Consider the following 12,732-nt stretch of genomic DNA (forward strand, 5'->3'; position numbering starts at 1 on the left):
TTATATAAGAATCGTTTTTAATATATTTTGAAAGCTAAGCAATAAATATACTTTACCCCCCATAGTTGAGATTTTATACAAAATAAATTTGGTTTTTAACGGACAATTGTCTAATATAGCGGCGTTTTTATTTAGCCATATTTTTAGGAGACATTATGGGTCATCATGAATCAGGTGAAATCGATACTTCCAGTGTAAAACATTTGCACATAGCTACCATTGCCGCAATTGCTTTACCTTTGTTACCAGCTGTATTAGCTTGGATTTTAATCTTTAGTGATTAAAATTTTTAAATGTGCCAAAGGGGGATGATTTTGGCACATAAAATTGAAACTTTTCCAAAGTAGAATATTCAAATTATTATTTTGGAATAGAGTAGGGACATAATAATGAAAATATTAGTTGTAGATGATAACGCAAGCGTACGCGCTGAGTTAGTTAATCAGTTAGCAGATGAACATCAAGTGCATTATGCTGAAAACGGGTTAGCTGCTCTATCGATGACTCAAAGTCAGTCATTTGATTTTATTGTTACAGATTACAAGATGCCACTAATGGATGGCATTAAATTGGTTGAAAATCTATTTGCTGAGTTAGCTTATCAGCCAAGTCAAATTTTGGTGCTTACAACTGATAGTTCTCAAGCGATTAAATTCAAATTAAAACAGCTTGATATAAAATGGTTTGAAAAACCTGTTAGTGCCGAAAAAGTAAACTGTCATATTTCGCAGTGTTGTGATACCGAAGCGGCTTAATCTGTATCGGTCAGTTAATGAATTTATGGTTAAACAAGCTTTAAAGTTGCAATTTTAGCTTATTTTGTTTTAATGCAACGATATTCATTTAAAGATCTTTATATCATGACCGACAGTATTAATTTTGCTCAAATCAGAGACAGTATTAAATCCATTCCTGATTACCCTAAACCGGGCGTTATTTTTCGAGACGTAACGAGTCTTGTCGAAGATGGTGACGCCTTTAAGCAAGCTGTTGTTGCGTTAGCAGAGCCATTTATCAATCAAGGGTTTACTAAAGTAGTGGGCACCGAAGCTCGCGGCTTTATTTTTGGCGCTGCGGTTGCCAATATTCTCAATACAGGCTTTGTGTTAGCTCGAAAGCCAAATAAACTGCCTCGTGAAACCATTAGTCAAACTTATCAGCTTGAATACGGACAAGACGAATTACATATTCATAAAGATTCACTTAACGAAAGTGATAAAGTTTTAATGGTTGATGATTTATTGGCGACAGGCGGCACAATAGAAGCAACGGCTAAGCTTATTAGAAAACTAGGCGCAGAAGTTGATCATGCGGCCTTTGTGATTACTTTGCCTGATTTAGGCGGTGAGCAAAAATTACATAATTTGGGTATTCAATCTTATAGTTTAGTGTCTTTTGACGGAGAATAAATTAATCCGATGAGTTATCAGGCTTTAGCACGTAAATGGCGCCCTCAAATGTTTTCTCAGCTAATGGGACAAGCTCATGTAGTGGCAGCCTTAAGTAATGCACTTAGTAATGACAGACTTCACCATGCTTATTTATTCACGGGTACGCGAGGTGTAGGCAAAACAACAATTGCTCGTATTTTTGCAAAAAGCCTAAACTGTGAAAATGGTGTTACTGCTGAACCCTGTGGTAAATGTCAGCATTGTGTTGCTATTGAAGAAGGACGCTTTGTTGATTTAGTTGAAGTGGATGCAGCTTCAAGAACTAAAGTTGAAGATACTCGAGAAATATTAGACAACGTACAGTATAAGCCTACCCAAGGTCGCTACAAAGTTTATTTGATTGATGAAGTTCATATGTTATCTCGTCATTCATTTAATGCTCTGTTAAAAACTCTAGAGGAGCCACCTCCGCATATAAAATTTTTGCTGGCAACGACTGATCCACAAAAATTGCCTGTTACTATTTTGTCTCGTTGTTTGCAGTTTAGCTTAAAAGCAATGACCTTAAGTCAAATTGAAACGCAACTTACACAAATTTTAAATGCAGAACAAATTCAGTACGAAGACAGCGCATTAGCGCAGTTGGCTAAATCAGCTAATGGCAGTATGCGAGATGCTTTGAGTTTAACTGATCAAGCTGTTGCTCAAGGCAATGGTCAAGTGTTTGAAGCAAATGTTCGAAATATGCTGGGTTTACTTGATGAACAGCATACAGAAAAGCTATTGACAGCTATTTTAAAAAATGATTTTTCTGCAGCCATGGATGCGGTTGAGCAATTATCTCAAGCAGCGGTTGATAGCGAACAAGTACTGATTGAATTAATGAATGCTTTTCACCAAATTGCGTTAATTCAAAGTTTACCTGACTATGTAAAATTAAATGATGCGCTTGCAGATATTTTATCGCAAGCAGCTGACAGCTGGCCAAGTGAGCAAGTGCAACTATATTATCAGGTTTGCTTGCGTGGACGGCGAGATTTACCTTATGCTGCGCACCCACGAGCAGGGTTAGAAATGACCTTAATGCGGTTATTTGCATTTAATCCGGTGAGTATTGATCGTGAAGAGGTATTTACTGCAAAAAAGCAACTAACAAAGTCCGCTGAGTCGGACGTAACTGAATCTAGCACTCACCAAGCTACGCAAAGCCTAGGATCTGATATTAATTCAGATGGTATTAATTCTGGTGGTATTAGTGTAGATGAAAAGACTAAGGTTGAATCACTCGACAATCAGCCGATGCAAACTCACTCAGAGCCAGTTGTTGTTCAGCGGGATAATCATTCAGACACTTCGCCAGACTTGATCAATAATTCAAGTGAAGCTGGGCAAAACACCAAATTAATTGAACAGGAACAGGATGAGACGTCCACGGCTCAGTTAAATGCACAACAAGATCAAATTTTAGATTTAGCACAATCGCAAGTAAATAAGTCAGACGCTGCGTTAGCGCCAGTTTCTACAAATATGTCTGATGAATCGACTAGCACGAACGAAATACAAAGTGAAGCAACGCCTTCAAAATGTGCAAATGAGTCAGAGCCGCTCACTGAGGCCGCCGAATTTTCACCGGTTTCGCAAGAAGAATCTAATTCCAACGAATTTAGCGATTATCCACAATATGATAGCTATCCTCAAAATATGGATACGGATCTTAGTTATCAAAATGACATAGCTTCTTACGCGCAAACTAATGCGTTAAATAGTAGGTCGGATTCTACAAATATAGAGGCTGGCGAAAATCGAAAAGATAATTTCGACAAAGTGAGCGCCACGCTGGATCAACCGGTTAGCTCGGAAATATCCGATATGCTAAGTTCGCTCAAAGCGACTAAATCAGATAAGCGTCAGCAGGCTGAACAAGTTATCGAAAATGATGGCTACGATCCTAATCAAATAAATCAATTAGCGGAATTGTCCGCTAAACAAGCTGCCGAAACCTCTAATCGAGTGCTAACGGATATGCCGCCTTGGGATATGAGCGAGTCGCAAAATAGTGAATTAGCCAATTACCAACCCACTTCTGCTGTACCAAATAATGAAGTGGAATGGTTGGCAACCGATGAACAAGCCCAGCAAGATCGGGCAGCGCGTAATGAAAGTGAAAAATTCCATGCATTAAATATTGATAAAAAAGTGCACCAAGGTATCCGTAAAGCCTACGAAATTGATGAGTGGGCGCGATTAGTCGAGCAGCTTAACTTAACGGGCTTGCAGCGTCAGCTCGCGCTACATTCAACTTACCTATATAACAATGGCGTGGTACATTTAAGGTTAAGCGCAACGCAACAGCACCTAAATGAAGCACATCATTGTCAAATTTTATCAGAAAGGCTGGCCCAGGCATTAAACCAGCCTATTGAATTAAAAGTTGAAATTAGCGAAACGGTGGATACAACACCTTACCAAATTCAACAAGCAATCGAGGATAGCCGTTTAATCTATGCAAATGAATTGATTGACTCAGATAGTCAAGTTCAAGCATTATTGACTCAATTCTCCGGACAAATTATTGCAGGTTCAATTCAACCTGTGTAAATGATTCAGTTTTAAATAATGAAGGTGAAAAATTATGTTTAATAAAGGTGGCGGTGGTCTTGGCAATATGATGAAGCAAGCTCAGCAAATGCAAGAGCGTATGCAAAAAGTCCAAGAAGAAATTGCAAAAATGGAAGTCATTGGCGAAGCGGGTGCCGGTTTAGTTAAAGTTACTATGTTAGGTAACCATAGTGTGCGTCGCGTTAGTATTGATGATTCATTAATTTCCGAAGATAAAGAGATGATTGAAGATTTAGTTGCGGCGGCCTGTAATGATGCAGTGCGACGTGTTGAGCAACAAAACCAAGAACGAATGGCTGAAGTGACCGGCGGTATGCAATTGCCACCCGGTATGAAAATGCCATTCTAATGATTTGCGTTTAACTGATACCCAACTTAATGGAACCAATAAGCCGTCCATAAGTTGGGGATAAATGCAGTGCGTTTTGCACTGCATTTTTATTTAAATCCCTACCATAATGAGTTTATATGAAGTTTTCTCCGCTAATTGAAGAGTTAATCGAATCCTTAAAAGTATTACCAGGTGTGGGCCCAAAATCAGCCCAGAGAATTGCCTTTCAATTATTGGAACGGCAGCAAAAAGGAGCCCGGCGACTTTCCAAAGCGATAGACTCAGCTTTATTAGGGGTTCAACATTGTCAGCAATGTCGCAATTTTGCCGAACACGATGTATGTGATATTTGCAATTCTGAAATGCGACAAGCCAGTGGCCAATTGTGCATTGTGGCATCTCCAATGGACGTTTTAGCCATTGAAGAAACCGCCCATTATAAAGGCCGTTATTTTGTTTTAATGGGGCTGTTATCGCCCATTGATGGTATTGGCCCTGACGAACTAGGGTTAAATTTATTGGAAAAACGGATGATTTCCGATGATATCAACGAGTTAATTTTGGCAACGTCACCCAGTGTAGAAGGCGAAGCAACTGCTTATTATATATCTGAAATGGCAGCGCAATTTGATTTAACCATCACTCGTTTAGCGCAAGGTTTACCGTCGGGTGGTGAGTTGGCTGCAATCGATGGTAAAACACTAGGTCATGCATTCAGTGGGCGAAAATCAATGAGTTAAATCATTACATTGTTAACGTTAGCTGGCTAAGCCGCTATCTTGTTATCGGTTCAAAAATGCTAATATTTTTTATAAATCCCTTGAAAAAGCCGCTCTTACCCCCACTTTGGTTACACTAGCAATTTAAATTGCGAAACCTTATTTATCGCATAATTTTTGTAATTATCTAAATCCAATTTAATCGAATAGAGCGGAGACTTATTCAATGAGTGAAGTTGCACATAAAGAAACGCATGGTTTTCAAACCGAAGTAAAACAGTTATTACAACTGATGATCCATTCTCTTTATTCAAATAAAGAGATTTTTTTACGCGAGCTTATTTCAAACGCATCTGACGCGGCTGATAAATTAAGATTTAAGGCACTTGAAAACAGCGCTTTATTTGAAAACGATGGCGAAGTTCGAGTGCGAGTTTCGGTCGATAAAGAAGCTAATACTATTACAATTAGTGACAACGGTATAGGGATGACTCGCGATGATGTGATTGAGCATTTAGGCACGATCGCAAAATCGGGTACCAAAGAATTTTTTGGTAACTTAACGGGTGACCAAGCTAAAGATTCACAATTAATCGGTCAATTTGGTGTTGGTTTTTACTCATCATTTATCGTTGCTGATAATGTAACGGTACGAACACGAGCAGCTGGTTTAAGTACCGATCGTGGTGTTCAATGGCAATCTGCTGGCGAAGGTGAGTTTTCAATTGCTGATATCGAAAAAGCAGAACGGGGTACTGACGTTATTCTTCATCTTAAAGAAGAAGAAAAAGAGTTTTTAGACGAGTGGAAAGTTCGTTCAATTATTACCCGTTACTCTGACCACATTGGCATTCCGGTTGAAATGTATAAAGAAGGTACACCAGAACAGGAAGTTGAAGATGGCGATAATATCCCTGCTACAGAAGGTGGTTGGGAAGCCATTAATAAAGGTACAGCATTGTGGACTCGTGATAAATCTGATATCTCAGATGAGGAATACAAAGAGTTTTATAAATCTGTAGCGCATGATTTTGATGAACCGCTTAAATGGGTTCACAATAAAGTTGAAGGTAAAACTGAATACACCAGCTTATTATATATTCCAAAACGAGCTCCATTTGATTTATGGAACCGCGATGTAAAACACGGCATTAAATTATATGTGCAGCGTGTTTTTATTATGGATGAAGCTGAAAAATTCTTACCTAGCTACTTGCGCTTTGTGAAAGGTTTGGTTGACTCAAATGATTTACCATTAAATGTATCTCGTGAAATCTTACAAGATAATAAAGCGACGCAAGCGATTCGAAACGGTAATGTAAAACGTGTTTTACAAACCCTAACTCGAATGGCTGATAATAGCCCAGAAGATTACGCCATTTTCTGGAAAGAGTTCGGTAACGTATTAAAAGAAGGTCCAGCTGAAGATTTTTCTAATAAAGAAAAAATTGCAAAATTATATCGTTTTGCTTCTACTCACGCTGACACCGCTGAGCAAAATGTATCATTAGATGATTACATTGGCCGCATGAAAGAAGGTCAAGAGAAAATTTATTATATTACGGCAGATACTTTCTCGGCAGCTAAAAACAGCCCGCATTTAGAAGTGTTCCGCAAAAAAGGCATTGAAGTGTTATTAATGTCTGAGCGTGTTGACGAATGGATGATGAGTCACTTAACTGAATATAGTGAAAAACAGTTCCAACATGTCGCTAAAGCCAATACTGATTTATCGGAAATGGACGATGAAGAAACTAAAAAAGCACATGAAGAAGCTGAAAAAGAATTTCAAAGCTTTGTCGAGCGCGCTAAAGCTGCATTAGGCGATAAAGTAAAAGAAGTTAAAGTAACGCATAAATTGACAGATTCACCAGCGGTTATTACCACGGATGAACATGACATGAATACCCAAATGCTTAAACTATTAGAAGCTGCAGGGCAGCCATTACCTGAAACCAAGTATATATTTGAGGTAAACCCTGAGCATGCATTAGTAAAACGTGTCGCGGATGAATCTGATGAAGCTGCGTTTAAAGAGTGGGTTGAAGTATTATTAGACCAAGCTACTTTAGCTGAACGTGGTTCACTAGATAACCCAGCAGACTTTGTAACTCGTTTAAATAAATTGTTGGTGAAAGTGTCTTAATCCATTATTTAAGCGATATGACAATTTTAAACGCGGCAGGTTAATTACCTGCCGCGTTTTTACGTTTATGTTCAAAGCAAATTTAAGGAGATTAAAGTGAGTCTGGTTCATATAAAAGCATTAGATTTAGCTAAACAGGACAAATGGGAGCAGTCGCACGATTTAATTCAAGATGGTTCTGATTCATTATCGTGTTTAATCCATGGTTATTTACATCGAGTGGAAGGTGACATCGGCAATGCAAAATATTGGTATAAAAGGGCTAATACCCAAATGCCTGATAATACATTACCAGCCGAACTTGAACGCTTATATCAGCTTGCACATAAAACAAATAATTAAGAAAAAGATAGACAAAGTGCCACCAAACGGCATTATTGATTGTTAACAAAGTGAAATATTACAAGGCTTGTTTTTAATATTATAAAATGTGTATAAAAAATTATAAAAGTTCATTTAATGCCGTAATAGTAAGCGCTTTAGCGGTGCGAACGTTTATTTGAGCTTGTATATTTAGGTACTTTTGTGTATTGTTCGCGCAGTTTATTTTTAGCAATTTAGAGGTCGTTATGCGAATCATCTTATTAGGTGCGCCAGGTGCCGGCAAAGGAACTCAAGCGCAGTACTTAATGCAAGAGTTTGGCATTCCACAAATTTCAACTGGTGATATGTTACGTGCAGCTATTAAAGCGGGCACACCACTTGGATTGGAAGCAAAAAAAGTTATTGACGCAGGTCAATTAGTTTCAGATGAAATCATTATTGGATTAGTTAAAGAGCGTATTGCACAACCCGATTGTGAAAACGGCTTTTTATTAGATGGTTTCCCAAGAACTATTCCACAAGCTGACGCTATGTTAGAAAGCAATATTGATATTGATTATGTGCTTGAGTTCGATGTGCCAGATAGTGTTATTGTTGAGCGAATGAGTGGGCGTCGTGTTCATCCTGCTTCAGGCCGTGTTTATCACATTGTTTATAATCCACCAAAAGTGGAAGGTAAAGATGATAAAACAGGTGAAGATTTAATTATCCGTGCAGATGATGAAGCTCAAACTGTTAAAAAGCGCTTAAACATTTATCATGAACAAACTGAACCTTTGGTTGCTTATTACCAAGATTTAGCTGAACAGGGTAAAACAAAATATCATAAATTAGATGGTACTAAACCCGTTGAAGAGATTAGCCAAAAGTTACAATCTTTATTAGGCTAATGATTTATCTGATATAATTAGTGCTGGCTTATTTAGCTTAAATTATCTATCTTTAAAGCTCATAGTGCTACACTATGGGCTTTTTTGTTTTAAAGAGGAGATTTTATGCCACACTTAAGGCTCTATGCGGTTTCTGAAGCGGTCGCGGAAACGTTAAGTGAAAAACTTATTCCTGAGCTTGCACAGCTCACTCAAACTCAAACAGACGAATTTACACTGCAAGTTGTCCAAGGCCAGTTTTATCGGGCAGGACAGCGTTGTGAAGGTAACCCTCAAGTCGAAGTGATTTGGTTTGATCGAGGCTTACATGTCCAAAATCAGTGCGCAAAAGCCATTACCAACGCTTTGTTACCCTATTATAGTGAAACTAATATCCAAGTTGCTTTTTGTGTTCTCGCGCAAAAGCAATACTATATCAATGGCGCTCATTTTTAGTTAGCTGATGAATAAGGGTTTTAGCATGCTGACGTTGGGCTTGTGTTTCATGCATCATCTAATTGTAATCATTTGTAATGTGCGCTAGTAATCTGCAACTAAAGTGATAAATTATTAATAATTGATTATCTCTTCTGGTTTTGCTGTGAAAAAAAGTGTGTGGTTATTATTATCTGTTCTCTTATTCATTACTGCTAATGTGAACGCGGATGATGATAGAGCTGTTCTGAATGTTAAATCAGCTTCTTCACAAGCATCAAACCATAATTATACCCAGATTGGAAAGTGGCACTTTTCAGTGGCTTTTGGTTATGGTTTTAAAAACAACCCTTTAGTCAAAGGCGATGATTTCCCATTATTAATATTGCCATCAGTTTATTATTATGGTGAAAATCTATTTTTTGAAAATGGCGATTTAGGCTATACCTTAATAAGTCATGCTGATTATGCCGTGAGTGCGATTACTCGTTTAAACGAAGAAGTTGTTCACTTTGTTGACTGGCATCCATCCAATATTTTAGTGACATCTTTTGCAAATGATGTAAACAGCGTGCAAAAAAATGCTTCAGGAGATTTTGGGAACGATTATCTTCAACCTGAGAATAACGCTATCTCTAGTCCACGTAAATTGAGTTTTCAACAGCTAGAAAATCGCCAATGGTCGTTAGACGCTGGTATACAGCTAGATTGGTTTTTGACTGATTTTAGTCAAATTAGATTGCGGTTATTAACCGATGCAAGCCAAGTGCATTACGGTGAAAATATAAACTTGGCTTATAGTGCTCAGCATTATTTTCAGAACCGTTGGCAAATAAATTGGTCATTAGGAGTCGACTGGTTGAACCAGCAGTTAAGCCAATATTATTATGGTGTTGATCAGCGAGATACAGTCGATCCAACTTATTTTTATCAAACCAACTCTGCACTTAACCCATATATTAAAGTGTCGCCCAGTTATCAAATTAATCAAACTTGGCGATTAGTCAGTTTATTTAAATACCAATTGCTAGATAATGAGCTTCAAAATAGTCCAATTGTAAAAAAGAAACAAAGGATAACTTGGTTTGTGGGGCTCAACTATGCATTTTAAGCCGCAAGGGGCGTTATCTTGCTGCTTAATTTTTGCTTTTTTTTATTCACTCTTTTTGTCTAAGGGGAGCTGGGCGAATACAGATTTTGAATTTAACGTTAAGCCTAACCGTTGTTTGGTTAATCAGTTAGGTGACTCGTGTCAATTCACTGCTAAATTTAAGTGGCGACTGTCTCAACCTATGGCGGTTTGTTTATGGCAAGAAAAGCGACAGCTCAAGTGTTGGGCTAAAAAAATGTCAGCGGAATATCAAATACAATTAACACTTAGTCAGTCGACTGATTTTTATTTAATTAACGAGCAAGAACAAGTGTTGGCTAAACAATCTATTCAATTGCAGGCGCATCAGCCTGCAAAATATCGTCGTCGTTTACATTCTCAGTGGAGTTTATTCTAAATGCAACATATAGCCTTAATTGAAGATGATGACAGATTAGCCAGTTTAATTGAAAAGTTTTTAGTACAAAACGGTTATCAAGTGAGCCATATTAGTGAAGGTGACAAAGCCGTTAATTTTATTTTACATGCCCAGCCAGATTTAGTGTTGTTAGATATTAATTTACCTAAAATGGATGGCTTTTCGATTTGTCGTGCAATTCGCCAGCAATACACAAACCCAGTGTTATTTTTAACAGCCAAAGACAGCGATTTTGATCATGTTAGTGGCCTAGAGATGGGCGCGGACGATTATATTATTAAGCCGATAGAGCCGCATGTTTTATTAGCGCGTATTCATAATGCGTTTCGGCGCGGTCAATTTACGCAGCCTCACGGTGAGCAAAAGCTTATTTTCGGTGAGCTTGAAATCGAAAAACACTCCCGAATTGTCACTTTAGCCGGCGAGGAGATAGAGCTAACTACTCATGAATTTGAATTATTATGGTTGTTAGCAAGCCATGCCGGTGAAGTTCAAAGCCGAGAATATGTCCATCAGCAAATGATAGGACGCGAATATGACGGTTTAGATCGAAGTGTCGATGTCCGGGTATCAAGGTTGCGTAAAAAGTTGAATGATAATTTAAAAAAACCATATCGAATTGTAACGGTTTGGGGCAAAGGCTATGTTTTTAGTCCAGCGGCCTGGGATAAAAATTTAAACCAATTACTATGACGCGATTATTTGTTAGCTTGTATGCACTAGTGTTGCTAGGGTTATTTGCAATTGGCTGGGGAAGCGAAGCTTTGTGGCGCACGCTTAACCAAGAGAAGCAAGCTGACCCTTTAGCGCAAGCTATGCAACTTATACCTTTAAGTTTATCTCAGTTTCGTTCTCCACGATCGCTCGTTGAGCAATTCGAACAAATTTTTAATAGCCCAGTTAACATTATATCTGAACAGGATTTGGCATGGCCAGACGCCCAAATTCAGCAGTTAAAGCAAGGCATTGCGATTAATAGCTATGATCAAAATGAGTTTCGCACTATTTATCAATACTGGCCAGCTCAAGCCAAAATAATTGAAATTGGCCCAATTGCTCAAGGCAACCATACTGATCAATTACGTTTTATTTTGCGGTCTATTAGTTATTTAGTATTGGCTGTATTTATTGCGGCTTGGACATGGCCACTGTGGCGAGATTTACGCTCATTGCAAAGCACGAGTCAATATTATGCTAGAGGCTTATTTAAACACCAAACTGGAGTTAAAAAATCATCTAGTATTTATCCATTAGCTAGTAGTTTTCAAGCGATGGCTGAACAAATTAGCCAATTGATTGAAGAACAAAGACAATTAGTTAATGCGGTTAGCCATGATCTTAGAACACCCTTATCCAGAATTAAGTTTTCTTTTGGTTTGCTACCTAAAGATACCTTAGAGCAATTACCAGATGTACGTGAAGATATAAATGAATTAGAAAAACTGATTGATGAATTGCTTAGCTACGCTAGATTGGACAGTCAAACTCAAAAATTAAATTTAGATTATGTGCTATTCAACCAACTGATCAGCCATCAAGCCAATAAATTAGCATTACAGACAGATAAGCAGATTCAAGTTCAAATCAAAGGAGAAATAAATTGGTTGTGCGATGGCTATTTAATTGAACGCTGTTTATTAAATTTACTATCGAATGCCTGTCGTTATAGCCAATCCAAAGTTTTGCTCAATGTGTTTTGTAGGAAAAATCAGTTATATATTATTGTTGAAGATGATGGTGAAGGCATTGAACCTAAAGATTATCAAACCGTATTTAAGCCATTTTCAAGGCTTGACTCCAGCCGCAATAAAAATAGCGCCGGCTTTGGTCTAGGGTTAGCGATTGTACAAAAAATTTGTCATTGGCACCAAGGCAATTGTTACTTATCTCGCTCTTTGATGGGCGGAGCTAAGTTTGCGATTTGCTTGCCAAGCATTGAAAGCCCAAGCTCTGAAATGAAACAACACTGAGCTAAAACTTTCACTTTTTATGTTTCCTCTAAGTCTGCCTCGGTTTGTACTTTATAATTTTTAAGCGCTTGAGGTAAATATTTTTTAGCTAAATTTAATTGAATTGGGTTGGTAATGATTGGGTAACATAGCCCAACAACAAGCATAGGAAATAACATCCACCAAGCTTCAAATTGTGCCACCATGACAAAAATAGGAGATAACACCACAAGTTTGGAAATATTTAAAATAAATTTATCTGGCACGGTGAAATGCGCTTGAGCCAATTTTATAATTTGAGCTCTTTGGGTAAAACTGTAAGACTTAAGGTCTGGAATTTGAGATGATTTAAAATAAAATGCCATAGCTACTCTAAAATTGGGTACGGTTAAGTGCTAATATTAACATTTTATTGAATGA

Annotated in this window: 15 protein-coding genes; 14 read left to right on the forward strand and 1 reads right to left on the reverse strand. The window is 37.8% G+C overall.

Annotated features, from left to right (window positions below; genetic code table 11):
* The first annotated feature begins 155 nt into the window (after positions 1-155).
* The 14 genes from OLW01_RS04430 to OLW01_RS04495 all read left to right on the forward strand — a co-directional run bounded on the left by OLW01_RS04430 (position 156) and on the right by OLW01_RS04495 (position 12,333).
* Complete coding sequence (locus tag OLW01_RS04430) at positions 156-284, forward strand: hypothetical protein (protein ID WP_268075521.1); 129 nt, start codon at positions 156-158, stop codon at positions 282-284.
* 105 nt (positions 285-389) lie between these two features.
* Positions 390-755 (forward strand): response regulator, encoded by a 366-nt coding sequence (locus OLW01_RS04435; protein WP_268075522.1) that lies wholly within the window; start codon positions 390-392, stop codon positions 753-755.
* 105 nt (positions 756-860) lie between these two features.
* Positions 861-1,409 (forward strand): adenine phosphoribosyltransferase, encoded by a 549-nt coding sequence (gene apt / locus OLW01_RS04440; protein WP_268075523.1) that lies wholly within the window; start codon positions 861-863, stop codon positions 1,407-1,409.
* Positions 1,410-1,418: 9 nt separating this feature from the next.
* Positions 1,419-3,989, forward strand: a complete 2,571-nt coding sequence (gene dnaX, locus OLW01_RS04445; RefSeq protein ID WP_268075524.1) for a DNA polymerase III subunit gamma/tau — start codon at positions 1,419-1,421, stop codon at positions 3,987-3,989.
* A gap of 34 nt (positions 3,990-4,023) precedes the next feature.
* Entirely contained in the window at positions 4,024-4,359 is a 336-nt protein-coding gene (locus OLW01_RS04450) for a YbaB/EbfC family nucleoid-associated protein (RefSeq protein ID WP_268075525.1), read from the forward strand.
* 119 nt (positions 4,360-4,478) lie between these two features.
* A complete protein-coding gene (recR, locus tag OLW01_RS04455) occupies positions 4,479-5,081 on the forward strand; it encodes a recombination mediator RecR (RefSeq protein WP_268075526.1) in 603 nt (200 codons plus the stop codon).
* A gap of 205 nt (positions 5,082-5,286) precedes the next feature.
* On the forward strand, positions 5,287-7,206 hold the full coding sequence (gene htpG / locus OLW01_RS04460; protein ID WP_268075527.1) for a molecular chaperone HtpG: 1,920 nt from the start codon (positions 5,287-5,289) through the stop codon (positions 7,204-7,206).
* A 96-nt stretch (positions 7,207-7,302) separates the two neighbouring features.
* Positions 7,303-7,548, forward strand: a complete 246-nt coding sequence (locus tag OLW01_RS04465; protein WP_268075528.1) for a hypothetical protein — start codon at positions 7,303-7,305, stop codon at positions 7,546-7,548.
* 227 nt (positions 7,549-7,775) lie between these two features.
* Entirely contained in the window at positions 7,776-8,420 is a 645-nt protein-coding gene (gene adk / locus OLW01_RS04470) for an adenylate kinase (RefSeq protein ID WP_268075529.1), read from the forward strand.
* 105 nt (positions 8,421-8,525) lie between these two features.
* Positions 8,526-8,855, forward strand: a complete 330-nt coding sequence (locus OLW01_RS04475) for a DUF1904 family protein (protein WP_268075530.1) — start codon at positions 8,526-8,528, stop codon at positions 8,853-8,855.
* A 145-nt stretch (positions 8,856-9,000) separates the two neighbouring features.
* Positions 9,001-9,945 carry a MipA/OmpV family protein gene (locus tag OLW01_RS04480; RefSeq protein WP_268075531.1) on the forward strand — a complete coding sequence of 315 codons (945 nt, stop codon included), beginning with the start codon at positions 9,001-9,003 and terminating at the stop codon, positions 9,943-9,945.
* A complete protein-coding gene (locus OLW01_RS04485) occupies positions 9,935-10,342 on the forward strand; it encodes a DUF3019 domain-containing protein (protein WP_268075532.1) in 408 nt (135 codons plus the stop codon). Before OLW01_RS04480 ends, OLW01_RS04485 begins: the two co-directional genes overlap by 11 nt.
* Positions 10,343-11,056: a response regulator gene (locus OLW01_RS04490; RefSeq protein ID WP_268075533.1), complete on the forward strand. Its 714-nt coding sequence runs from the start codon at positions 10,343-10,345 to the stop codon at positions 11,054-11,056.
* Positions 11,053-12,333 (forward strand): ATP-binding protein, encoded by a 1,281-nt coding sequence (locus OLW01_RS04495; protein ID WP_268075534.1) that lies wholly within the window; start codon positions 11,053-11,055, stop codon positions 12,331-12,333. Before OLW01_RS04490 ends, OLW01_RS04495 begins: the two co-directional genes overlap by 4 nt.
* Before the next feature lie 17 nt (positions 12,334-12,350).
* Here OLW01_RS04495 and OLW01_RS04500 read toward each other — a convergent pair whose 3' ends face one another.
* Positions 12,351-12,677: a DUF6170 family protein gene (locus OLW01_RS04500; RefSeq protein WP_268075535.1), complete on the reverse strand. Its 327-nt coding sequence runs from the start codon at positions 12,675-12,677 to the stop codon at positions 12,351-12,353.
* Between the last annotated feature and the right edge of the window lie 55 nt (positions 12,678-12,732).

This window comes from Catenovulum adriaticum, assembly GCF_026725475.1.
Lineage (GTDB): Bacteria > Pseudomonadota > Gammaproteobacteria > Enterobacterales > Alteromonadaceae > Catenovulum > Catenovulum adriaticum.

Excerpts from the sequence above, each read along its gene's own strand:
- OLW01_RS04430 (WP_268075521.1), top strand. The coding sequence starts at position 156 with ATGGGTCATCATGAATCAGGTGAAATCGATACTTCCAGTGTAAAACAT.
- OLW01_RS04435 (WP_268075522.1), top strand. The coding sequence starts at position 390 with ATGAAAATATTAGTTGTAGATGATAACGCAAGCGTACGCGCTGAGTTA.
- apt (WP_268075523.1), top strand. The coding sequence starts at position 861 with ATGACCGACAGTATTAATTTTGCTCAAATCAGAGACAGTATTAAATCC.
- dnaX (WP_268075524.1), top strand. The coding sequence starts at position 1,419 with ATGAGTTATCAGGCTTTAGCACGTAAATGGCGCCCTCAAATGTTTTCT.
- OLW01_RS04450 (WP_268075525.1), top strand. The coding sequence starts at position 4,024 with ATGTTTAATAAAGGTGGCGGTGGTCTTGGCAATATGATGAAGCAAGCT.
- recR (WP_268075526.1), top strand. The coding sequence starts at position 4,479 with ATGAAGTTTTCTCCGCTAATTGAAGAGTTAATCGAATCCTTAAAAGTA.
- htpG (WP_268075527.1), top strand. The coding sequence starts at position 5,287 with ATGAGTGAAGTTGCACATAAAGAAACGCATGGTTTTCAAACCGAAGTA.
- adk (WP_268075529.1), top strand. The coding sequence starts at position 7,776 with ATGCGAATCATCTTATTAGGTGCGCCAGGTGCCGGCAAAGGAACTCAA.
- OLW01_RS04475 (WP_268075530.1), top strand. The coding sequence starts at position 8,526 with ATGCCACACTTAAGGCTCTATGCGGTTTCTGAAGCGGTCGCGGAAACG.
- OLW01_RS04485 (WP_268075532.1), top strand. The coding sequence starts at position 9,935 with ATGCATTTTAAGCCGCAAGGGGCGTTATCTTGCTGCTTAATTTTTGCT.
- OLW01_RS04490 (WP_268075533.1), top strand. The coding sequence starts at position 10,343 with ATGCAACATATAGCCTTAATTGAAGATGATGACAGATTAGCCAGTTTA.
- OLW01_RS04495 (WP_268075534.1), top strand. The coding sequence starts at position 11,053 with ATGACGCGATTATTTGTTAGCTTGTATGCACTAGTGTTGCTAGGGTTA.
- OLW01_RS04500 (WP_268075535.1), bottom strand. The coding sequence starts at position 12,677 with ATGGCATTTTATTTTAAATCATCTCAAATTCCAGACCTTAAGTCTTAC.